Source organism: Rhizobium sp. WSM409, assembly GCF_057653825.1.
In genome coordinates, this window is the sequence record NZ_JBYGKP010000005.1 from 120,789 (window position 1) to 142,230 (window position 21,442).

A 21,442-nucleotide genomic window follows, 5' to 3' on the forward strand; every position below is an offset into this window, starting at 1 on the left:
GACGGATCTCCTCAAGGCAGCTTGGCATAGCTTTCAGCGAGTGCGGCATAGTCGGCATCGCCGAGCGGCACCAACGGCGCACGCGTGCGCTTCCAGGCGGGATTGCCGGTCTTCAGCCCCACCATCGCCTTGATGGTCGGGATCTGGACGTAGGAATTGGAAAGCGTGCGATAGGCGTTGATGCGCGCTTGCGCCGCCTCGACATCGGCGGCGCGCGCCTCGTCATGGACATGGTCGTAGACGGTGCGGAGCGAATTCGCCACGAGATTGGAGGTTGCCGTGATGCAGCCAGCGCCGCCCGCCTTCAGCAACGGCAGCAGCAGCGGATCGGCGCCCGCCAGCACCGAGAAGCCGGGATGGGCGGCGATGATCGCCTGCATGTTGTTGAAATCTCCGGCAGATTCCTTGATGCCGACGACCGTTTCCGGGAAGGCTGCAATCAGCCGCCCGATCAGCGGAATGGACAGCGGAACGCCTGAAACCTGTGGAATATGATAGAGGATGACCTGCAGGCGGGTGTCGGCGACCTTTTCCAGCACCTGCGAATAGGCGGCGAAGAGACCATCGTCGGAGACGCCCTTGTAGTAGAAGGGTGGCAGCATCACCACCTTGGTGACGCCAAGCGACAGCGCGTGCCGGGTCAATTCCACAGTCTCGGGAATGGCGACGACGCCAGTGCCCGGCAAAAGCCTGTCGGCGGGAATGCCGGCCTTCAGTGCTGCTTCCAGAATGGCACGGCGCTCGGCTCCGGAGAAGGAATTGGCCTCGCCCGTCGTGCCGAGCAGCGCCACGCCATGGCACCCCTCGGCCAGCAACTGCCGGCAATGGTCGGTGAAAAGGCCGAAATCCGGCCTGTTGTCCGCCGTCAGCGGCGTTGCGGAGGCGCTGAAAACGCCGGTAATCCTGTGATGGCTCATTCCGCCCTCCTCGGCGCGTCCTGTCTTGCCGATCCGTGTTCGAACCGGGAGGCTGCGCATTGCAATTGTCATCGGTCTGTCGCGATGGAGTGCAAAGAACTTTTATATTGCCGCGCTTTTGTCAAGAAGACAAAATGCCGTGAAGCCGCCGCGAAAACTTATCTATCTGTTATAACTCATATATTTTCAGGAGAAAATTTTGTTCGGATTGAAATCGCGATTTTTTGTTGACATATTTACAATAACGAGAGAACGATACGGAACGGATTGTGCTGCGCCTGGCAGGTGCAGGGAGAGCGCTGCCGAATTCACTCTGGGAGGAATGCCATGTCTGATCAATCGGATAAAACCAAAATATCACGTCGTAACGCGCTGAAGCTCGGCCTTGCAGCCGGTGTCGGCCTCACCGTATTCGGGATGAATGCCCGCATCGTCATGGCCGATGAAGGCCAGGTCCTGAAGGTCGCAAATCCGGCCTTCGACCAGGACTGGTCGCCGCTGCGCGGCGGCGGCAGGACGTTCCGCTGGAATTCGATCTGGTGGGCATCGCCGATGTATTTCGACAGCGAAGGCAATATCAAGCCCTACGTCTTCACCAGCTGGGAATCGGCCGACAACACAGTCTGGACCTTCAAGCTCGACCCGAAGGCCGTCTTTTCCGACGGCAGCAAGATCACCTCGGCGGATGTCAAGGGATCGTGGGAAGTCTCCTCGATGCCCAACACCAAGAACCAGCGCGCCGACCAGGTGCTGAGCAGGGTCAAGGGTTACGCCGAAATCGCCGCCGGCTCCGGCAACGAACTGACTGGTGTCGCGACACCCGACGAGGGGACGGTCGTGGTGACGCTTGGTGCCGCAGACCCGATCTTCTTCATGCGCCTGGCAAACCACATCGCGCCGATCACCAAGGCATCGCAGTCGCGCGGCAGCGACGGCGAGGAGATCATCGATTGGTATAAGCCCGATAGCAAGCCGGTCTTCTCCGGTCCGTTCAAGCTGACGAGCATCGACATCGACGCCGGCAAACTCTCTTTCGAGCCGAATGAGAACTTCTTCGGACCGAAGCCGAAGCTTGCCCGTATTGATATCACCTCGATCGAGGATAATGTCACGGCAACGTCGCTGATCAAATCGGGCGAGTTCAACGCCCATACCGAACTTGTCACCTCGACCATCATCCAGGATCTTGGTCCGGAATTCTCGGCCGGCCCGCTGATCCCGACCAGCCAGCATTTCTGGTTCAACATCTCCCGCGCGCCGATGGACGATCCGAAGGTCCGCCAGGCGCTGATCATGGCCGTCGATCGCGACGGCCTGTTCAAGGCGTCCTATCCCGACGGCCCGCACAAGAAAGCCGACCAGATCCTCAACTCGGTTCCGGGTGCGGAGAATTCCGGTTTCGAGCCTTATCCCTATGATCCGGCTGCTGCCAAGAAGCTGCTTGCGGAATCGACCTACGGCGGTCCGGAGCGCCTGCCGAAGATCCTGTTCGTCGGCATTTCGGCGCCGGCCATTCAGGCCGCCGCCCAGTTCATCGCCGAGCAGTGGCGTCAGAATCTCGGCATCACAGCCGTCGACATGAAGCCGCAGCAGGATTCCTATGCGGGTCCGGATCAGAATTCGGTCCAGATCTTCCGCGACGACGTCGGCACCCGCGTTCCCGATGCCGTCTCCTATCTGGCGGGCTGCATCGCCTCGACCTCGTCGAATGCGCAGAACAAGCTCGGTGGATACAAGAACGACAAGGTCAACAGTGCCCTTGCCGAGGCCACGACCAAGGCTGCGGACGATCCGAAGCGCATCGCTCTCGCCCAGGAAGCCCAGAAGGCGTTCCGCGAGGATTGGGCCTTCATTCCATGGTATTCTCAGGCGATGTCGCGCTGGGCTACCAAAGAGGTCAAGGGCCTGGAAAAGAACCTTGACTGGCAGGTCGTCGAACCCTGGAACATTTCCATCGGTTGATCCGGCGGAAACCGTTCCAATCGGCAATAACCCGCGCGAAGGCCGCAAGGCCTTCGCGCACGTATCAAAAAGAAGAGATGCGATCGCAGCCAAAAGCGGGAACGCGTCGAACAACAGGTGGGAGGTGGCCTTGCTGCGCTACGTGCTAACCCGATTTGCCATCTGGATTCCGTCCGTTCTGGTGGTGATGCTGGCGGTCTACGCGCTGGCCTTCTATGGTGCAGGCGATCCGATCAAGCTGATCTTCCTGCGCGCGCCAGGCGACGTCGCCTATAATCCGCAGCGCATCGAAGCCATTCGCGAAAGTGCCGGTCTCAACAAACCCTTCATCGTCCAGTTCGGCCTTTACATCTGGAACCTGCTGCACGGCCAGTTCGGCAATTCGTTGACCTCGGGCCGCTCCGTCTGGGCAATGGTCTCGGCCGCAGCCCCCGTCTCCTTCCAGCTTGCGATCTGTTCCATCATCCTGACCGCCGTCGTCGCGATCCCGCTCGGCATGATCGCTGCGCTCAACCAGAATTCGCGCATCGACTATGCCATTCTGGGCTCCGCACTCTTCCTCTGGGCGATCCCGGCCTATGTCGCCGGTCCGATGCTGATGGTCGGCCTCATCGTGCTGCTGCCGGGTGCAAGCGTGCCCTATGGCTGGGGCGGCATCTTCGATGTCCGTATCCTGCTGCCGTTGCTCGTCCTTTCCTTCCAGCCGATCGCGCTGATCGTGAGGCAGACGCGTGCCGCCGTCATCGAGGTACTGTCGGAGGATTTCGTCCGCACCGCCCGCGCCAAGGGCGTGCCCGAGATCATCGTGGCATTGCGCCATATCCTGCGGCCGGTGCTGACGCCCGTCGTCACGCAGCTCGGCCTGATCATGATCACCATCGTCAACGGCGCGATCTTCGTCGAACTCGTCTTCGGCCTGCCGGGCCTCGGCCGGTTGACTGTGCAGGCGCTGATCAATTCCGATTATCCGGTCATTCTGGCGATCACGCTGATCGGCTCATTCCTGGTGATGGTCTCGAACCTCTTGGTGGATGTGCTCTATCCGCTGCTCGACCCGCGCGCCAATGATTCAAGAAGGAGCCGCTGACCATGTCCGCCATCCCTCTTTCCACCACCGAAACCGTCGAAGAGCCGGTCAGCCTGTGGCGCGATGCCTGGTATCGGCTGAAGCGCAACAGGCTCGCCATCTTCGGCCTCGTCATCGTCCTGATCCTCGGCTTCACGGCGATCTTCGGCCCCTACCTCACGCCTTATGATTATTTGAGCCAGGACCTCAACGCCCGCAACGTCCTGCCGTCGATGAGCCACCTCTTCGGAACCGACGATCTCGGCCGCGACGTCTTCAGCCGCGTGGTCTTCGGCACACGCACCGCCTTCCTCGTCGCCATCATCGTCACCGTCTTCGCGGTGCTGATTGGCCTCGTGCTCGGGGCCGTCGCTGGTTTCTTCGGCAATCCATTCGATCGCGCCATCATGTGGCTGACCGACGTGACGATGTCGGTTCCCAACCTGCTGCTCGTCGTCGTCATCAACGCCTCGCTGAAATCGCCGATCAGCAAATGGATGGAGGCGCGTTATCTCGCGACCCTCAATCCCTTCTACCGCGAAACCATGTGGGTGGATTTCATTCTCGTCTTCGGCTCGATGGCGCTGATCTCCTGGCCGCCTTACGCCCGTCTCGTGCGCGCCCAGGTACTGTCGATCCGCAGCCGGCCCTATATCACCGCGGCCCAGGCGCTCGGCCTGTCGAACTGGATCATCATCAAGCGTTATGTCATTCCGAATGCGCTCGGCCCCCTGATCGTCTCGGTCAGCGCCGGCCTCGGCACGGCGATGGTGCTGGAAAGCGCCTTCAGCTTCCTCGGCGTCGGGGTCAATCCGCCAACGCCGAGCTGGGGCAACATGATCTCGGACGGCCTGCGCGTCTGGCAGCATTATCCCCACCTTCTCGCCGCTCCGGCGGCCGTGCTCGGCCTTGCCTCGGTTGCCTTCAGCTTCCTTGGCGACGGACTCAACGACGCGCTCAATCCGCGGGGCAGCAAATGATGGATACGAAAAGCACCGACCGCCTGCTCGATGTCAGGGGCCTCACCGTCGAGATCGACGGCCGCAACGGCCCGGCCGTGGTCGTCGATGGCATCGATCTCCATGTCAACAAGGGCGAGACCCTTGGCGTCGTCGGCGAATCCGGCTGCGGCAAGAGCCTGACCATGCTGAGCCTGATGCGGCTGCTGCCGAACAAGATCAAGGTCACCAAGGGATCGGCGACATTCGACGGCCGCGACCTGCAGACGATGTCGAATCGCGAGCTGCGCAAGGTGCGCGGCGGCGATATCGGCTTCGTCTTTCAGGATCCGATGACTTCACTCAATCCGGTGATGCGCGTCGGCGACCAGATCTGTGAGCCGCTGGTCTACCATCGCGGAATGAAAAAGGCGGCGGCCCGCGCCCGCGCTGTCGAACTTCTGCGGCTTGTCGGCATTCCCGGCCCGGAAGAGCGCCTGCAGGCCTATCCGCACGAGCTCTCCGGCGGCATGCGCCAGCGCGTGATGATCGCGATCGGTCTTGCCTGCAATCCGAAGCTTTTGATTGCCGATGAGCCGACGACGGCGCTCGACGTCACCATCCAGGCTCAGATCGTCGATCTGGTGAAGGATCTCAGAGCCAAGCTCGGCATGTCGGTCGTCTGGATCACCCATGATCTGGCGCTGATCGCCGGCCTGGTCGATCGCGTCGCCGTGCTCTATGCCGGCACGGTGGTCGAGGATGCGCCGGTCGACGAGCTCTATGCCCGCCCGAGCCATCCCTATACGCGCGGCCTGCTGTCTTCTATCCCGAAGCTTTCGGACCCGCCGGCAAGCCGGCTGAGCTCGATCGGCGGCACGCCGCCGGAGCCTGGCCGCCGGCCGAAGGGTTGCCCATTTGCGCCGCGCTGCCCGCTTGCCGAAGCCATATGCCACGAGAAGGTGCCGCAGCTCGAACCGTTGAGCGGCAGCGCCAATCACCGCGCCGCCTGTTTCGTCGTCCAGAGAATGCAGGAGGCCGCGTGATGGGCGCTCAACCGCTGCTCAAGATCGAAAACCTGGTCAAGCATTTCCACGTCAAGCTCGGCGCCTTCGGCGAACGCTCGGCAACCGTCTATGCCCTCGACAATGTCAATCTCGACATCATGGAAGGCGAGACGCTGAGCCTGGTCGGCGAATCCGGCTGCGGCAAGTCGACGACCGGTTTCACCATCCTCAACCTCTACAAGGCGACCAGCGGCAAGGTCGTCTACAAGGGCCAGGATCTCGCGACGCTCGACGAGAAGCAGATGCGGCCGTTTCGCCGCGACCTGCAGATCGTCTTCCAGGATCCCTATTCGACACTCAATCCGCGCATGACGGTGGGCGAGGCGATCGGCGAGCCGATCCTCTTCCACAAGCTCTGCACCAAGGCCGAGCTGAAGGACAGGGTGACGACACTGCTCACCGATGTCGGCCTGCCGACGCGGTTTGCCCAGCGCTACCCGCACGAGCTTTCCGGCGGTCAGCGCCAGCGCGTCGTCATTGCCCGCGCGCTCGCCTGCCAGCCGAAATTCATCGTCTGCGACGAGGCGATTTCGGCGCTCGACGTGTCGATCCAGGCGCAAATCATCAACCTGCTGCTCGATCTGCAGGAAAAATACGGGCTGACCTATTTGTTCATCGCCCATGATCTTGCGGTCGTACGCCATATCAGCACCCGCGTCGGCGTCATGTATCTCGGGCGGCTGGCCGAACTTGCCACCCGCGAGGAACTCTTCGACAATCCGCTGCATCCCTATACCAGAGCGCTGCTGTCGGCCGTTCCGGAGACCGATCCGGAGCATGAGCGCACGCGCCAGCGCCAGATCCTGCAGGGTGATGTGCCGAGCCCGCTGAACCCGCCGACCGGCTGCCGTTTCCACACGCGCTGCCCGATCGCCATGGATGTCTGCAGCAAGGTCATCCCCGCGTGGCAGGAAGCAAAACCCGGCCATCTCGTCGCCTGTCACGCCGTCAACACCGGACAGACCGCATGACGCTGAAGGCCGTCATCATTGCCGATGACCTGACCGGCGCGCTCGATACAGGCACGCCCTTCGTCGAAGCCGGCCTTTCGATTTCGGTCGCCGTTGATGTCGAGGCCGCAGAGGATGCCATCGCCACTGGCTGTGACGTGGTCGTTATCAACACGGCCTCGCGCGCGCTCGGCGAGCGCGAAGCTGCCGAAAGGGTGCGCTTGGCAACCGAGGCACTTCGTGGCGTGAAACCGGCAGTCTTGATGAAGAAGATAGACTCCCGGTTGAAGGGCAATGTAGCAGTGGAAAGCCTGGCGCTGGCAGATGCGCTTGGCCTGGAGACTATCCTCGTGGCGCCCGCTATTCCCGACCAGGAGCGTGTGACGTACAGAGGCTGTGTTGTCGGCCGCGGCGTCGACAAGCCGCTGCCGATCGCCGATCTGTTCGAGAGCCGCGCAGGCAGCGTCACCGTTGCCGATGCGGAGAATGACAGTGATCTCGACCAGATCGTTACCGATCATGACTGGGACCAGACGCTTGCGGTCGGCGCACGGGGTCTGGGTGCTGCTCTTGCCCGCCAGCTCGGCGAAACGGGGCGGCAGCCGGTGCCGGAATTTGCAGCGACCCGGCGCACCCTTTTCGCCTTTGGCTCGCGCGATCCGATTACCGCTACCCAGATGGACCGGCTCGAAGCCTCGGGTGTCTTGCGCATGGTGGTGGACGCGCCGATGGGGCAGGTCGAAGTCGGGGAGGGCATGGCGCTGCCGGCGCTGCTGCGCTGCACCGGCGATATGACAGCCGATGCAGCAGAGGTCGCCCGCCGTTTTGCTGCAGGCGTCAGATCGGTCATCGACGATACCAGGCCTGAGATGCTGATGGTTGGCGGCGGCGACACGGCGCTTGCCGTTTTCCAGGCGCTTGGGGTCAGAGTGCTGGCGCCGCAGGGCGAAATCGAAGCTGGTGTGCCGTGGTTCGATGTCACGGCAGCTGACGGGCGGCATTTTCGGTGCGCCGTGAAGTCCGGGGGCTTCGGGAAGCCCGATAGTTTGCTAAGACTGGTCCTTTGGAATCGGGCGGCATAGTAAGATACCGCCGGGGAGAATGACGTGGCTGAAGTGAATGGCGAATCTTTGAACGCGGAAGCCGGCCCGCCGGGCAAGCCTGAACGCGGCAAGGGCGTCAAGCTGGTCGATCGCGTCTTCGACCAGTTGCTCGAGCGTATCCGCGGCGGAAACTATCCGCCGGATTCACGCCTTCCCGGCGAGCATGAGCTTGCCTCGATGCTGGGTGTGTCGCGGCCGATCGTCCGAGATGCGCTGGCGCGCCTGCGCGATCAGGGCATGGTCTATGCCCGGCAGGGCGCCGGCACCTTCGTCAGCGCGCACGGATCGCCGACGACGCAGCTTGCCTATTCGCCGGTCAAGACGATCGCCGATATCCAGCGCTGCTACGAATTCCGCCTGACGATCGAGCCGGCGGCCGCCTATTTCGCCGCCAAGCGCCGCAATGAGCAGGCCATTCAGAAGATCGCCAGCGCGCTTGCGGATCTGCGTGAGGCGACCAGCCACCAGCTTCATCGCACCGACGCCGATTTCCTCTTCCACCGCGCGGTGACGGAGGCTGCCAACAATCATTATTACACGGCCTCGATCGATGCGTTGAAGGCTCATATCGCCGTCGGCATGCATCTCCACGGCCTCTCTTTGCTCGGTCCCCGCCAGGGGCTCGAACAGGTCTATGAGGAGCATAACGCCATCTACAAGGCGATCGCCGATGGCCGGCCTGACGATGCGCAAAGACTGATGAAGGCGCATCTCGAAGGCTCCCGGGACCGTCTGTTCGAGGGCAGGGTGCTCGACCTATCCTTCTGACGCGCATTCCCAAGCAGCCGGCAGCTCGAAAATGACAGAGAGATCATCACGATATTTCTTCCTGCCTCGGCAACGCCCGATAAGCGCGCTTTTGATCATGCTGCCCTGATCGTCGGGATGGCGGAGACGTCGACCTTTTGATGCCAGAGATCGATTGTCAGCCGGATTTCTGCTTCTTGATGATGCTGATGTTGCCGCTCACTTCGAGAATGGCAAATTTTATCTCCGTCACGCTCTCGATGCCTTCCTGGCTTCGAGCTGCCTGCATGACATCTTCTTTCTGCAGCCGGGCGCCTTTGAGCGCGCCTTCGTTATAGACGCCATCCGTCACCAGAACGGTTGGAACGCCGTCGATAATATGAGCTGCGCGAGGCCACCACCTCTTCACGTAGGACAGGCCGATGTCAGTCGTAAACAGCGTGAGGATCAAGATGACGGCGTTGGTGATCGAGAAGTCATCTCCCAGCATCGCCTGCTGGGTGGTTTCGGAGATCACCAGCACGATGACCAGATCGAACGGCGTCATCTGGGCCAATGTCCGTCTTCCCGACAGACGGATGATCACGAGCAGCGTGAAATAGATTGCCAGTCCGCGTAATACCGCATCCACCGTGCCGTCCTCATGGAAAGATGAAAGTAGATTGGGTGCGCGTCTCGCTGCCCATGCCGATGAGGGCACGACGAGGGCCGGGGAGTTGTGTTTGCAGGCGGAAGACGATCTGCGTCGGCCCAGCCGGATCGGCGGGGAACACATAACCTATCCGGCCGTCGCGCGCGAAGGTTGTCTTTTGGGGCGGATCGATGCCCTGAACTGAAAAGCTTTGAAGAAAGGCGGCATCGATCGTGAAGATCCGGTCTTCGGATGACGGCGTGAAGGTCACGGTCATGTCCTCGGGGGCATTCCAGCGGGAGATGACGGGAAAATCCACGGATCCTTCGGGCAATAGGAGTGTTTGCCGAGAAAACGGACCGCCTCTTCCCAGCAATCCCAGCAAGCAGGTTACCAACAGAAGCGTGAACACGATCCAGGAAATACGTTGAACAGCCCAGAACCGTTGCTGAAATTCGCTATGATCGAGCACACCTTCCGGCAACGCGGGCAACTCGTGTATCCTTCCCATGCCCCCTCCCTGCGCGTTTTGCGGAGAGCTTGGTTCGGAGGCAAACGTTCCCGGCAATGAGGGGGCCGTTGCCGTGTACATCGGATGTGAAGCTGTCCAGGCGTCTTCGCCGATCAAGGGAACGAAGAGCACCCCGCCGAGATCTTCTTCCTCGAATGCGGTGGCGCCGGTGCGCGTGAGCCGTTTCAGGCGCTGCCCTTCGCCGCCGCCGACCGGGATGATCAGCCGCCCTCCGAGACCCAGCTGTTCTTTCAAGGCGGTTGGTACCTCGGGGGCGCCCGCGGAAACGATAATGGCATCGAACGGAGCGGCTTTCGCCCAGCCCTTGCTGCCATCGCCCACGCGAACGTCAATGTTGCGGTATCCCAGCTTTTCGAACCGTTCCTTGGCCTGAAGCGCCAGCTTTTCATGGCGCTCGATGGAATAGACATGCCTTGCTATCCGGCTGATGAGGGCGGAAGCATAGCCGGAGCCCGTTCCGACCTCGAGCACTTTGTCACCGGCATTCAGATTGGCCTTTTCGAGCATCAGAGCCACGATGAACGGCTGCGAAATCGTCTGGCCCTCGCCGATCGACAGCGGCGCATCCTCATAGGCGAATTCCTCGGAGCCTGGAGGAACGAATTTTTCGCGCGCCACCATGCGCATCGCCCCGATGACGCCTTGATCGTGAATGCCACGACGCGTCACGTGGTGCTCCACCATGCGATCTCGGATGCGCGTCATATCCATGGATCAGCTCCACTGCCGCCGATTACATCTGGGGGCAATTTCTGGGCGGTGCAGAATATAAAACAAATGGGCGACCGGAGAGTTCCTGCGATGCGCAGGCGCACCGGGACATCGGTTGTAGTGGAGGAGCCTGCAGTCGGGATCAGCCGTTGATGCGCGGTTTATGACCCGTTGCGCGTCCTCAACTCGGTAGCAATGAGTTGTGCCTGCCGTGCGGTCGCTTCGTCGCAAATCAGCACGTTCCCAAGGCCGGACAACAAAACCGCGGCAATTGCGTGAACCTTGTTCAGGCCACCCGATGCGAAGACGACATTGGGAATGGCGCGTAACACCTCAAACTCCGGAGCAATCGCACACCTGTTGATCGGATGCTCGATCGGGCGCCCGGTCCTGTCGACAAACTGGCCAAGCACGTCACCACAGGCGCCAGCTGCGACAAGCTCTTCTATGTTGATGTTGCTCGGCAGGCCGTAGCGCATCAGCAGCGAGCGTTCGGTCATGTCGCCGATGCTGAGCACGATGACGTCATTGGCCTCGATCTGCCGGAAGGCCGCTTCAAAGACGTCTTGTCTGACGATCGCTGCGCGCGACTCGGGGCTGCCGGCGTAAATGGGCGCGGCAAGATAGGAACATTCGGCATTGAGCTGGCGGGCAAGGTCGCTTGCGATATCAAACGTGTTGATTTCGATGCCATGCGTCAGTCCGCCCATGACCGAGTTGACACAGATTTCGGGTCGCCGCTGTGAAGGCATATGACGCACCATTTCGCGCAGAGTGGCTCCCCATCCGACGCCGATGCCGCGAATGTTGCCGCCGTTCAGCAACTGAACGAGATAATCGGCTGCCGCTTGACCGAGCAGGACGGGGATGAGGTCCTCATCCTCTGGAGTCGGTACGATGATAGCCCTGGTGAGCGAGAATTCCGCCGCCAACTGCTGTTCCAGAGCCACACAGGATGTCAGCCGCGAATTGAGCGTGATCGTGACCAGTCCTGATCGGCGCGCTTCTGCAATGATCTTGTTGACGCGAAGCCTGTTGGTTGAAAGTGCTTCTGCAATTTCACCTTGCGTGCGCCCCTCCATGTAATAGAGCCAAACCACGCGCACCTGCATTTGCTCATCTGGGAGCGCAACGGGGGCGAATGGAGAATTTCTATTCTGCGTCATGCAATATCTGCGCCTCCGCTTTGACGGCTATGGATCGCGAATTCCTGCGGTTGTCAATTGTGACGGTTGGATGCCGTTTGCTTCCCCTGTCAATCGGTTCGACGTCCGGTCGCCCGGTTGAAGGGATGCAGGCCATCCATTCCCACATGACACGAAATCCGATCACCTTCCTGCAGACGCTGATTGGTGGAAACACTGGCCACGACGCGCTTGTCCGCGCCATCGATGCGCAAATGGACGTTATTCTCATCGCCGACGGTCTCGATCAATTCAACGAAAGCGTCGAACCGGAGATCATGCGCTGAACCACCAGCGAGATTAATTGCACTCGGCCGGATGCCGATGACATCGGTATCCCTGGGAAGCGCGAGTTGGCAGGGGCCAAGCTGATCGAGATCGATCAGGTTCATCGGCGGCGAGCCGATGAACCCTGCCACGAACACAGTTTCAGGCCGGCGGTACACCTCGATTGGTGTCCCGATCTGCTCGATCCGGCCATCGTTCATGACCACCAGCCGGTCGGCAAGCGTCATGGCCTCGAGTTGGTCGTGCGTCACATAAAGGCTTGTCGTTTTAAGCTGCCGCTGCAGTCTTCGGATTTCGACGCGCATTTGCACACGCAGCTTCGCATCCAGGTTGGACAGCGGTTCATCGAAGAGAAAGGCGGCGGGATCGCGGACGATGGCGCGGCCCATGGCAACCCGTTGCCGCTGTCCGCCGGACAGCTGGCGGGGGCGCCGCTCAAGGAATTCACCAATCTCCAGAATGCTGGCGGCATTGGCGATCCGCCGATCAATCTCGCCGCGAGCGACACGGCGATTTTTGAGGCCGTATTCGAGATTCTGCCGAACGGTCATGTGAGGATAGAGCGCATAGTTTTGGAACACCATGGCGATGTTGCGGTCGGCCGGATCGACATGGCCAACGTCGCTGCCAGCGATCCTGAGGTGCCCGGAGCTTATGGCTTCTAGGCCGGCGACCATACGAAGCAAGGTCGACTTTCCGCATCCTGACGGTCCGACCAACACGATCATTTCGCCATCTGCAACGGTGAGATTGATCCCCTTCACCGCCGAGACGGGGCCGTAATTTTTCTTCAGGTCAATCAGTTCGATCGCTGCCAAAGTATCCTCCCTGCGATATCGTCATACATTTGTAACACGCTATTGACATTTGTAACAAGTAGCCCCACCCTTGTTTTTATCGCCACCTTGGGAGGGGTTGATCGGCGCTGGACGTGCCGATCGGCGAGCACAAACGGCAATGGAGAGGAAAGCGAAATGACGACGGAGTTTTCGATGGGCGCTCGCATAGGACGGACATTCCGGTCCTTCGCGGCAGGCGCTGCACTTATGACGCTCGGATTGGCAAATGCAGGCGACGCCAGTGCAGCCGATCGCGTCAAGATCGAGTGGTGGAACGCAGCAAACGGCCGCCTGGCCGAGATCACCAAACAGCTGATTTCGGACTTCAATGCCTCGCAGGACAAATATGAGCTCGTTGGCATCAGCAAAGGCAATTACGAGGAAACCATGGCGGCGATGGTGGCTGCCTATCGCGTCGGTCAGCAGCCCGTGCTTATCCAAGCCGCCGAGCGAGGCTTTCTGACCATGTATAATTCCGGCGCCATCATCCCGGTGCCGGAGCTTATGGAGAAGGAAGGCTATAAGATCGACTGGAGCAATTTCATCGCTCCGGTAGCGGGCTTTTATCTCGTCGACGGCAAGCCGGCGGCAATGCCCTTCAACAGCTCCACACCGATCTTCTGGTACAATGCCGATCACTTCAAGGCAGCCGGCTTCGACAAGCCGGCCGAGACCTGGCAGGAACTCGACAAGCAGTTGCACGCTATCAAGGAGAAGGGAATTTCAAAGTGCCAGATGGCGCTGGCGAACGACTTCTATTGGAGCCTGATCGAGAACTATGCCGCGATCCAGGACCAGCCTTACGGTACCAAGGCAAACGGCTTCGGTGGTCTCGATACCGAATTCATCTTCAACAAGAGCCCGCTGATCGTCGGCCAGGTGACACGCCTCAAGGCGTGGCTCGACGATGGGGTCCTGCAGATCGCCGGGCAAGGGCTCTCACCCGACCAGCTGTTCACCTCCGGCACCTGCTCGACCTATGTGGCCTCGACCGCGGCGCATGCCGCAGTTGAAAGCGGTGCGAAATTTCAGTGGAGCGCGACGTTCCTGCCGCACGAGGAGGGCATCGAGCCCAAGAACAGCACCATTGGCGGTGGAGCGCTTTGGGTGTTGAAAGGCAAGTCGGACGAAGAATACGCAGGCGCTGCGGCCTTCTTGAATTTCGTCGCTTTGCCGAATACACAAGTCTGGTGGAGCAAGCAAACCGGCTATGTCCCAGTGACGAATGCCGCCTACGAAGAGGCCAAATCCGAGGGTTATTTCAAGGAGCATCCGACCCGCGAGGTCGCCATTCTCCAACTCACGCGCGGCACGCCAACCGACAATTCGCGCGGCTTCCGCTTTGGCAATCACAACCAGTCGATGGCGCTTCTGGTTGAGGATATCCAAGGCGTGTGGACCGGACAAAAGACGCCGCAGCAGGCACTGGATGCTGCGGCGGCCCGCGGAAACCAGATCCTTCGGCAGTATGAGCAGCTTCATGCAGCAAAGTAAGACCCTCGGAGTGATGGGAGGCGCCACCCGGCGCCTTCGTATCCCGCACGCTCTTTCGGCGGGCCGCCTGATCGCGCCGTCGTCGGATGCTGGATTGAAGTCCGCTCACTTCAACAGGCCGTGGCTCGCCTTCGGACTTGTCGCGCCGCAGCTGCTGATCCTGTTGTTCTTCTTTTTCATACCGTCTTACAAGGCACTGTCGTTGGCCTTCGTTCAGGTCGACCCGTTCGGCGGCACGCAAATCTTCGTCGGGCTGAAAAACTTCTACAATCTGTTCGCAAGTCCGGAATATCGAAGCAGTGCGCTATTCACCCTCTGGTTCACCCTCGCACAGAATGTTGCAACGCTTGTGCTTGCAGGTCTGTTTGCATTCGCAACCGATTTCGTGGTCAGGGGCAGGGGAATTTATAAAAGCATAATCCTTCTGCCCTACGCGATCGCCCCGGTGATTTCAGGCGTGATCTGGGCCTTCCTGTTCAATCCTGCGGTCGGACCGGTCGCTCAATTTCTGCATGGGCTCGGTTTCGAATGGGATCCGAACCGGCGTCCTTTCGATGCGCAGCTCCTGGTGACCATCGCGTCGGTCTGGAAGAATGTCTGCTACGACTATATCTTTCTCGTCGCCGCACTGTTGGCCGTGCCCGTTTCGCTGCTGGAAGCGGCGAAGCTCGATGGCGCAAAACCCGTCCGGCGCTTCTTCACAATTTCGCTTCCCCTGATCTCACCGACGATCTTCTTCCTCGTGGTGATGAACTTCGTCTACGGGCTGTTTGAGACCTTCGGCATTATCGACGCGGTCACGCGGGGCGGCCCGGCCGGTGCAACGAACAGCATGGTTTACAAGGTTTACCAGGATGGTTTCGTGCAACTGGACCTCGGGTCGTCGGCCGCACAATCCGTGCTGCTGATGTTTATCGCCATCCTATTCACCATCGTTCAATTCCGCGCCCTCGAGCGCAAGGTCAATTACCAGGTGTAATCATGCCCGAACGTCATCTCGGTCTTTCGATCTTCTGCCATGCCATACTGCTGATTGGCGCGGTCTTTGTCTGCCTTCCTCTCTACTTCGCTTTCGTCGCCGGTTCATTGACGTTGCAGGAGGTTCAGCAGGCACCGTTCCCGGTCATCCCAGGCCCGCATTTTCTCGAAAACCTTGCCGCCGCCTGGCAGCAAGGCGAGTTCTCGCAGTTGTTTTTGAATTCGATCATCGTCACTGCCGGCATCGTGATCGGAAAGCTGGCGATCTCATTGATTGCAGCATTCGGCGTAACCTATTTTCGCTTCCCGTTTCGTATGACGGCATTCTGGCTCATTTTCGTATCGCTGATGCTTCCAGTCGAAGTCCGCATCATCCCGACCTATGAAGCGGTCGCCGATGCCGCCGGGCCGCTGCGCTGGTTGGCCGGGTCGATCGGTCTTTCCGGTGTCGTTGAAGGGCTCACCGGATACAGTATCGAAACATCCTTGAAGTGGAACATGGTCAACAGCTACGCCGGCCTCATACTACCGCTCATCGCCTCTGCCTCCGCGACCTTCCTTTTCCGGCAATTCTTCCTGACCGTTCCCGATGAACTTTGCGAGGCGGCCAAGCTCGATGGAGCCGGCCCGCTGAAATTCTTCAAGGACATTCTCCTTCCACTCTCGAGCGCCAATATCGCGGCCCTGTCGATCATCCTGTTTCTCTATGGCTGGAACCAGTATTTGTGGCCGCTGCTTTTCACCACGGACAAGGAGATGGGAACTGCGGTCCTTGGGCTGAAGCAGCTCGTTCCCGTCTCGGACTCAGCACCTGCCTGGAACATCGCGATGAGTGCGGCACTTCTCGTCATGCTTCCGCCTGCGGCCGTCATTCTCTTCATGCAGCGCTGGTTCACCAAGGGACTGGTGGACTCCGGAAAGTAACATCCCGAATTTCAAGGATATTCAGACAATGGTGCATATCATCGGCCACCGTGGTGGTCGCAATCTCTGGCCCGAGAACAGTCTTTCGGGCTTTCGCAAACTCGCGCAAATGCCGGTAGACGGTGTCGAATTCGACATTCACCTGACGCGCGCGGGAGAAGTGCTTGTCATTCACGACCCGACGCTGGAGCGAACGACAGATGCCGACGGGCTGGTCGCCGACCTTCACCCCGGCGAAAATCGCGCGGTGCGGCTCAAAGAGAGCGACGGGGAGACCATTCCCACATTGGAAGAAGTTCTCGCCGTCTTCAAGGACACGTCGCTCGAGCTTCATATCGAACTGAAAACCAATGCCGACGGAACGCCCTATGAGGGGCTTGCCGCCAAGGCAGCCGCTGCGGTCGACCGCCTTGACCTGGCGAAGAGGTCAATTCTCACCAGCTTTCATCCGGACGTGCTCGTCGACATACGCAGGGTTGCTCCGCATATCCGCACTTTGTCGTCGTTCGATTCCAAGTCGGCCGAGCGTCTCGGTCTGATGAACGGCCTCAGCTTGCTGAAGGAATGCTCCGATATCATCGCCGTCGAGAAGTCGCTGCTTACGGCACAATGGGAGCAGATTACCGAACTCGTGCCGGTCGACCGTCTTGGAGCCTGGGTCCCAAACGACATCGGAGATCTCGAATACTGGCTTGCCAAACCGATCCGGCAGATCACCACGGATCGGCCGGATCTCGCATTGCAGGCGCGGAGGTGAGAGATGCTCGATAACCGCGTCGATTGCCCCGGTATGCCGGACCACCAAGGCTTGGAAAGCATTGATCTCGTGATCTTCGATTGCGACGGCGTGCTGATCGATAGCGAGCCGATCGCCAGCCGCACCTTGGCGGAAACTCTGCAAGGTGCCGGCATTGCGATCACCGCCACAGAGGCTCATCTCAAATTTACCGGCAATTCAGAAAGCATCATCGGCGAGATGTGCCGGCGCGATTACGGGATTATCGATATCCCCGAATTGTTTGAAACATGGCACCAGAGTCTATTCGAAGAGTTTTCACGCTCGTTGCTGCCGATCCCCGGCATTGCCGATGTCGTCTACGGACTTCAGCGACCAAAATGCGTTGCGTCAAACAGCACGATGCAGCGGCTTCGCAAAAGCTTGGGCATATTGGATCTGTGGAGCGCATTTGGAGAGGAGGTTTTCAGTGCCGAAGCCGTCGCCCGGCCGAAGCCCGCGCCCGATCTCTTGCTGCACTGCGCGGAGCGTTTTCGAGCCCGTCCCTCCAGATGCGTCATGATCGACGATAGCAGTCATGGCGTGGCGGCAGCCGTTTCCGCAGGAATGACGGCCGTCGGATTTGTCGACCCGGCCGATCCGAGACCTGACCGGCATACGACATTGGTGACAGCTGGAGCATTTGCCGTTGCCATGGGGGCAGAGCAACTTGTCGCCATCCTGGAGGATATCGGAGGCACGCTGTGAGGGTCTCCGGCGCAAAAGGCTTTCATTCGCGGTCTCACCCGATGGCGTCTGGTTCGGGCATAAACCCTGCTCTCGTGGCAGCCATGGACGCGCCCCATCCCGCTTCTGCAAGGAATATTCCTCGTGACTGATCTCATGAAAGGCAAGGTTGCCGCCATTACAGGTGCCGCATCGGGCATCGGTTTGGAATGTGCGCGCACTCTCCACGCCGCAGGTGTAACGGTCGTGCTCATCGACCGCGCCAAGGACAAGCTCGAAGCTCTTTGCAGGGAGATCGGCGGAGGCGCTCTGCCGCTCGTCATCGATCTTCTCGATGGAAAGGAGGTCTCGGGAATATTGCCTCGCATTCTTGACGTGGCCGGCGGGCTCGACATCCTCCACGCCAATGCCGGCGCCTATATTGGCGGTCCCGTTGTCGATGGCGATCCGGATGCCTGGGACCGCATGCTCAACCTCAACATCAACGCAGCCTTCCGCTCGGTCCATGCGGTGCTGCCGCACATGGTTGCCCAGAAGTCCGGCGACATCCTGTTTACGAGCTCGATCGCAGGCGTCGTGCCGGTCGCGTGGGAGCCGATCTACACAGCCTCGAAATTCGCAGTTCAGGCCTTCGTCCATTCCACGCGCCGGCAAGTGGCGCAGCACGGCGTGCGCGTCGGTGCGGTGCTGCCAGGACCTGTCGTCACGGCCTTGCTCGACGACTGGCCGAAGGCGAAAATGGAGGAAGCGCTGGCCAATGGCAGCCTGATGCAGCCGAAAGAAGTGGCCGACGCCGTCCTTTTCATGCTGTCGCGACCGCGTAATGTGACTGTCCGCGATCTTGTGATTCTGCCGAATAGCGTGGATCTGTAAACACCGGCCCCAGACTGCAGTTAGCCTGATCCTTGCCGACTTCAAAGGAGAGACCATGAGCGACACATCTCGCACGCCAGAAGCAGATGCCGAACATGTCATCGGCGTCGACGTCGGCACCGGCAGCGCCCGCGCCGGCCTATTCGACCTGACCGGCCGGATGCTTGCGTCCGCCAAGCGGAATATCACCCTGTTTCACGAACCGGGTTCCATGGTTGAGCAATCGAGCACCGAGGTCTGGGCGGCGGTTTGCGCGGCAGTGCGCGAGGTGGTTTCCTCGGCCGGGGTCGATCCGGCGTCCGTCATGGGGCTGGGGTTCGATGCCACCTGTTCGCTCGTCGTCCTCGGCGAAGGCGGCAAGCCGCTTCCGGTCGGGCCTTCGGAAGATCCGAACCGGGACGTCATCGTTTGGATGGACCACCGCGCCGTCCCGCAGGCGGAGCGCATCAATGCGCTCGGCCATGACGTCCTGCGTTACGTCGGCGGCCGCATCTCGCCTGAGATGGAAACGCCCAAGCTCCTCTGGCTGAGGGAAAATCGCCCTGAAGTTTTTGATGCCGCGTGGCAATTCTTCGACCTTGCAGATTTCCTGACCTGGAGAGCGACCGGCGATCTGTCGCGTTCGACCTGCACGGTCACCTGCAAGTGGACCTATCTCGCCCATGAAAAGCGCTGGGATGGCGATTATTTTCATCAGATCGGCCTCGGCACGCTCGCCGACGAAGAGTTTGCCCGCATCGGGCAGGCTATCGTCGAGCCCGGTTCGGCCCTCGGTCGAGGACTGACCACGGCTGCGGCCGGCGAGCTCGGCCTGAAGCCGGAAACGCCCGTCGCTGCCGGACTGATCGACGCCCATGCGGGCGGAATAGGAACCGTTGGCATCGGTACCGATCCACAAGCCAATCTGGCCTATGTTTTCGGCACTTCCTCCTGCACGATGACATCGACAGCTGAACCGTCGTTCGTGCCCGGTGTCTGGGGGCCTTATTATTCGGCCATGGTGCCGGGACTATGGCTGAACGAGGGTGGCCAGAGTGCCGCCGGCGCGGCGATCGACCAACTGCTCGCCTTCCATCCGGCTGCCGCGGAAGCGCGGGAGCTTTCGAAGAGGGCGGGCGTTCCGCTGCCGGTTCTGCTCGCAGATATGGCCGCCCGAAAGGCGGGCCGTTCTTCCGACGCCGTCATGCTTGCGAGCGGACTGCACGTCGTTCCCGAGTTCCTCGGCAACCGCGCGCCCTTTGCCGATCCGCATGCCCGCGCAATCATTGCTGGTCTCGGGATGGAGGACGATATCGGCAGCCTGGTCTCTCTTTACGTGGCAGGGCTTTGCGGTATCGGCTACGGCCTCAGGCAGATCATCGAGACGCAGGTCGATGCGGGCGTTACCATTGAAAACATCGTCATCAGCGGTGGCGCCGGCCAGCACGATTTCGTTCGCCAGCTGCTTGCCGATGCGAGCGGTAAGCCGGTCATCGCGACAAAGGCTGAGGAACCGGTGCTCCTGGGGGCCGCCATCCTGGGCGCTGTCGCCGGCGGTCTGTTTGCGGATGTACGCGAAGCGATGACGACACTCTCGGCGGTCGAAACGACATTCCTGCCATCAGAAGGGCCGATCCCTTATATTCATGACAAGCGTTACGAAGGGTTCAAGGAACTTCAGGCCCTGGCGCGCAAGCTGCGTATCGAGAGTTAGATTCCAACGCCAATCCGCAGAGGTCCATCAGCGATCGATCGGCTACAGTTAGCGCCGAACGATGACCTTCGTTCCCGGCTGCACGATCTCGTAAAGCTCTTCAACATCTTGACGGTACATTCGAAAGCACCCGCTCGACGCGTTGGTGCCGATAGACGAGGGGTCGTTGGTGCCGTGGATGCGCAACAGGCCATCGGCGAGATAGATCGCGCGGGTTCCAAGCGGATTGGCGGGGCCGGGCTTCACCACCGCTGGAAGCCGAGGGTTCTTCTGCCGCATGCTGGCCGTGGGTCGCCATTCAGGATGCGCTCGCTTCGACACGATCCGCGTAGATCCATACCATTGCTTGCCCTCACGGCCGACCGCGATGGGGTAAGCGAATTGCTCGCCCCAAGGGGTGGTGTAAATGAGCGTATGCTCGCTCGTCACGATTTCGATGGTTCCTTTTGCACGTCCTGTCGGCGGTTGCCTGCGATCATGCAGGGGCTCTTGATAGGGGGGCGCTGGATCGTAATCGAGTGGTGGCGGATAGGGGCTGTATGGATCGTCGTAACCGGATCCGTCAAAGTCGTCATATCCGTCATACGGCCCATAGATCTGGGCTTGAGTCTGAAAGACCGTCAGCAAAAAGGCCGCAGCCACGAGAGCCAGCAATCTCATCTTGTCGCCATCCGCTTGTTGAACAAGCTTGATTGGGCTGAATTCTGTGGCGGCACTATGACTGCTCGCCTAAGGATCTTGAAAAGCTATTGCCGCTGATAATGCTGCGGTAGCTCAACCGGTCGGCTCCGGCATCGAGGAACTGGCTGAGACCGATCCTCGTCCGCCTCCATCAGGAGGCACCGGATGTCGACCCGCTTGCCACCGCGCTTTACGATGGCCTCCTGGCTCTTGCCACAAGACCGTGAGCTCAGCGACAGTCAACGGAGGTACAGCGTCACGTTGCGGTGATTTCGCTTCGTACTCAAGCGCCAGCAGGTGCGACGATCGTTTGGGACAGCGACGGCCGTCATTGCCGCAACTATGATCGCCTCCTGAATTAGAGACGACAGACCGATGAACAGGGCTTGGGATGGGAGCGAA

At 60.3% G+C, this 21,442-nt stretch carries 20 protein-coding genes; 14 read left to right on the forward strand and 6 right to left on the reverse strand.

Annotated elements, in window-relative coordinates:
• Nucleotides 1–11 precede the first annotated feature (11 nt).
• A complete protein-coding gene (locus AC25BC_RS33400; RefSeq protein WP_128439932.1) occupies nucleotides 12–917 on the reverse strand; it encodes a dihydrodipicolinate synthase family protein in 906 nt (301 codons plus the stop codon).
• Between the two features lie 327 nt (nucleotides 918–1,244).
• Between AC25BC_RS33400 and AC25BC_RS33405 the strand changes: the two genes are divergently transcribed.
• The 7 genes from AC25BC_RS33405 (at nucleotide 1,245) to AC25BC_RS33435 (ending at nucleotide 8,771) form a co-directional block, all read left to right on the forward strand.
• The gene (locus AC25BC_RS33405; RefSeq protein ID WP_487778597.1) at nucleotides 1,245–2,879 is read left to right on the forward strand and encodes an ABC transporter substrate-binding protein; all 1,635 of its coding nucleotides are present in this window, start codon (nucleotides 1,245–1,247) and stop codon (nucleotides 2,877–2,879) included.
• A gap of 130 nt (nucleotides 2,880–3,009) precedes the next feature.
• Nucleotides 3,010–3,966: an ABC transporter permease gene (locus AC25BC_RS33410; RefSeq protein WP_012760163.1), complete on the forward strand. Its 957-nt coding sequence runs from the start codon at nucleotides 3,010–3,012 to the stop codon at nucleotides 3,964–3,966.
• 2 nt (nucleotides 3,967–3,968) lie between these two features.
• Entirely contained in the window at nucleotides 3,969–4,925 is a 957-nt protein-coding gene (locus AC25BC_RS33415) for an ABC transporter permease (protein ID WP_012760162.1), read from the forward strand.
• A complete protein-coding gene (locus AC25BC_RS33420) occupies nucleotides 4,922–5,929 on the forward strand; it encodes an ABC transporter ATP-binding protein (RefSeq protein ID WP_017997106.1) in 1,008 nt (335 codons plus the stop codon). The genes AC25BC_RS33415 and AC25BC_RS33420 overlap by 4 nt, the downstream gene beginning before the upstream one ends.
• Nucleotides 5,929–6,921 (forward strand): ABC transporter ATP-binding protein, encoded by a 993-nt coding sequence (locus AC25BC_RS33425; protein WP_012760160.1) that lies wholly within the window; start codon nucleotides 5,929–5,931, stop codon nucleotides 6,919–6,921. Before AC25BC_RS33420 ends, AC25BC_RS33425 begins: the two co-directional genes overlap by 1 nt.
• Nucleotides 6,918–7,982: a four-carbon acid sugar kinase family protein gene (locus AC25BC_RS33430; RefSeq protein ID WP_128439931.1), complete on the forward strand. Its 1,065-nt coding sequence runs from the start codon at nucleotides 6,918–6,920 to the stop codon at nucleotides 7,980–7,982. The genes AC25BC_RS33425 and AC25BC_RS33430 overlap by 4 nt, the downstream gene beginning before the upstream one ends.
• Before the next feature lie 24 nt (nucleotides 7,983–8,006).
• Nucleotides 8,007–8,771: a FadR/GntR family transcriptional regulator gene (locus AC25BC_RS33435; protein WP_017997109.1), complete on the forward strand. Its 765-nt coding sequence runs from the start codon at nucleotides 8,007–8,009 to the stop codon at nucleotides 8,769–8,771.
• 157 nt (nucleotides 8,772–8,928) lie between these two features.
• Here AC25BC_RS33435 and AC25BC_RS33440 read toward each other — a convergent pair whose 3' ends face one another.
• From AC25BC_RS33440 to AC25BC_RS33455, 4 genes are all read right to left on the reverse strand, one after another.
• Nucleotides 8,929–9,381, reverse strand: coding sequence for a DUF421 domain-containing protein (locus AC25BC_RS33440; protein ID WP_128439930.1), 453 nt, complete (start codon nucleotides 9,379–9,381; stop codon nucleotides 8,929–8,931).
• A gap of 10 nt (nucleotides 9,382–9,391) precedes the next feature.
• Nucleotides 9,392–10,624, reverse strand: a complete 1,233-nt coding sequence (locus tag AC25BC_RS33445) for a protein-L-isoaspartate(D-aspartate) O-methyltransferase (RefSeq protein ID WP_128439929.1) — start codon at nucleotides 10,622–10,624, stop codon at nucleotides 9,392–9,394.
• 161 nt (nucleotides 10,625–10,785) lie between these two features.
• Nucleotides 10,786–11,790, reverse strand: a complete 1,005-nt coding sequence (locus tag AC25BC_RS33450) for a sugar-binding transcriptional regulator (protein WP_128439928.1) — start codon at nucleotides 11,788–11,790, stop codon at nucleotides 10,786–10,788.
• An 89-nt stretch (nucleotides 11,791–11,879) separates the two neighbouring features.
• Complete coding sequence (locus AC25BC_RS33455) at nucleotides 11,880–12,914, reverse strand: sn-glycerol-3-phosphate import ATP-binding protein UgpC (protein WP_128439927.1); 1,035 nt, start codon at nucleotides 12,912–12,914, stop codon at nucleotides 11,880–11,882.
• 156 nt (nucleotides 12,915–13,070) lie between these two features.
• Here AC25BC_RS33455 and AC25BC_RS33460 point away from each other — a divergent pair, with 156 nt between their 5' ends.
• From AC25BC_RS33460 to AC25BC_RS33490, 7 genes are all read left to right on the forward strand, one after another.
• Entirely contained in the window at nucleotides 13,071–14,429 is a 1,359-nt protein-coding gene (locus AC25BC_RS33460) for an extracellular solute-binding protein (RefSeq protein ID WP_128439926.1), read from the forward strand.
• A gap of 13 nt (nucleotides 14,430–14,442) precedes the next feature.
• Complete coding sequence (locus tag AC25BC_RS33465; RefSeq protein WP_017997113.1) at nucleotides 14,443–15,408, forward strand: ABC transporter permease subunit; 966 nt, start codon at nucleotides 14,443–14,445, stop codon at nucleotides 15,406–15,408.
• Between the two features lie 2 nt (nucleotides 15,409–15,410).
• Nucleotides 15,411–16,331: an ABC transporter permease subunit gene (locus tag AC25BC_RS33470; protein WP_012760153.1), complete on the forward strand. Its 921-nt coding sequence runs from the start codon at nucleotides 15,411–15,413 to the stop codon at nucleotides 16,329–16,331.
• Nucleotides 16,332–16,359: 28 nt separating this feature from the next.
• Complete coding sequence (locus AC25BC_RS33475; protein WP_017997114.1) at nucleotides 16,360–17,088, forward strand: glycerophosphodiester phosphodiesterase family protein; 729 nt, start codon at nucleotides 16,360–16,362, stop codon at nucleotides 17,086–17,088.
• Between the two features lie 3 nt (nucleotides 17,089–17,091).
• A complete protein-coding gene (locus tag AC25BC_RS33480) occupies nucleotides 17,092–17,814 on the forward strand; it encodes an HAD family hydrolase (RefSeq protein ID WP_017997115.1) in 723 nt (240 codons plus the stop codon).
• A 123-nt stretch (nucleotides 17,815–17,937) separates the two neighbouring features.
• The gene (locus AC25BC_RS33485; protein WP_128439924.1) at nucleotides 17,938–18,666 is read left to right on the forward strand and encodes an SDR family oxidoreductase; all 729 of its coding nucleotides are present in this window, start codon (nucleotides 17,938–17,940) and stop codon (nucleotides 18,664–18,666) included.
• A 55-nt stretch (nucleotides 18,667–18,721) separates the two neighbouring features.
• Nucleotides 18,722–20,359 (forward strand): FGGY-family carbohydrate kinase, encoded by a 1,638-nt coding sequence (locus tag AC25BC_RS33490; RefSeq protein ID WP_128439923.1) that lies wholly within the window; start codon nucleotides 18,722–18,724, stop codon nucleotides 20,357–20,359.
• A gap of 48 nt (nucleotides 20,360–20,407) precedes the next feature.
• Here AC25BC_RS33490 and AC25BC_RS33495 read toward each other — a convergent pair whose 3' ends face one another.
• Nucleotides 20,408–21,019 (reverse strand): L,D-transpeptidase, encoded by a 612-nt coding sequence (locus AC25BC_RS33495; RefSeq protein ID WP_128439922.1) that lies wholly within the window; start codon nucleotides 21,017–21,019, stop codon nucleotides 20,408–20,410.
• Nucleotides 21,020–21,442: the final 423 nt, after the last annotated feature.

Coding starts and splice junctions, on each gene's coding strand:
- AC25BC_RS33400 (WP_128439932.1), bottom strand. CDS start 917: ATGAGCCATCACAGGATTACCGGCGTTTTCAGCGCCTCCGCAACGCCG.
- AC25BC_RS33405 (WP_487778597.1), top strand. CDS start 1,245: ATGTCTGATCAATCGGATAAAACCAAAATATCACGTCGTAACGCGCTG.
- AC25BC_RS33415 (WP_012760162.1), top strand. CDS start 3,969: ATGTCCGCCATCCCTCTTTCCACCACCGAAACCGTCGAAGAGCCGGTC.
- AC25BC_RS33420 (WP_017997106.1), top strand. CDS start 4,922: ATGATGGATACGAAAAGCACCGACCGCCTGCTCGATGTCAGGGGCCTC.
- AC25BC_RS33425 (WP_012760160.1), top strand. CDS start 5,929: ATGGGCGCTCAACCGCTGCTCAAGATCGAAAACCTGGTCAAGCATTTC.
- AC25BC_RS33430 (WP_128439931.1), top strand. CDS start 6,918: ATGACGCTGAAGGCCGTCATCATTGCCGATGACCTGACCGGCGCGCTC.
- AC25BC_RS33445 (WP_128439929.1), bottom strand. CDS start 10,624: ATGGATATGACGCGCATCCGAGATCGCATGGTGGAGCACCACGTGACG.
- AC25BC_RS33450 (WP_128439928.1), bottom strand. CDS start 11,790: ATGACGCAGAATAGAAATTCTCCATTCGCCCCCGTTGCGCTCCCAGAT.
- AC25BC_RS33460 (WP_128439926.1), top strand. CDS start 13,071: ATGACGACGGAGTTTTCGATGGGCGCTCGCATAGGACGGACATTCCGG.
- AC25BC_RS33465 (WP_017997113.1), top strand. CDS start 14,443: ATGGGAGGCGCCACCCGGCGCCTTCGTATCCCGCACGCTCTTTCGGCG.
- AC25BC_RS33470 (WP_012760153.1), top strand. CDS start 15,411: ATGCCCGAACGTCATCTCGGTCTTTCGATCTTCTGCCATGCCATACTG.
- AC25BC_RS33475 (WP_017997114.1), top strand. CDS start 16,360: ATGGTGCATATCATCGGCCACCGTGGTGGTCGCAATCTCTGGCCCGAG.
- AC25BC_RS33480 (WP_017997115.1), top strand. CDS start 17,092: ATGCTCGATAACCGCGTCGATTGCCCCGGTATGCCGGACCACCAAGGC.
- AC25BC_RS33490 (WP_128439923.1), top strand. CDS start 18,722: ATGAGCGACACATCTCGCACGCCAGAAGCAGATGCCGAACATGTCATC.
- AC25BC_RS33495 (WP_128439922.1), bottom strand. CDS start 21,019: ATGAGATTGCTGGCTCTCGTGGCTGCGGCCTTTTTGCTGACGGTCTTT.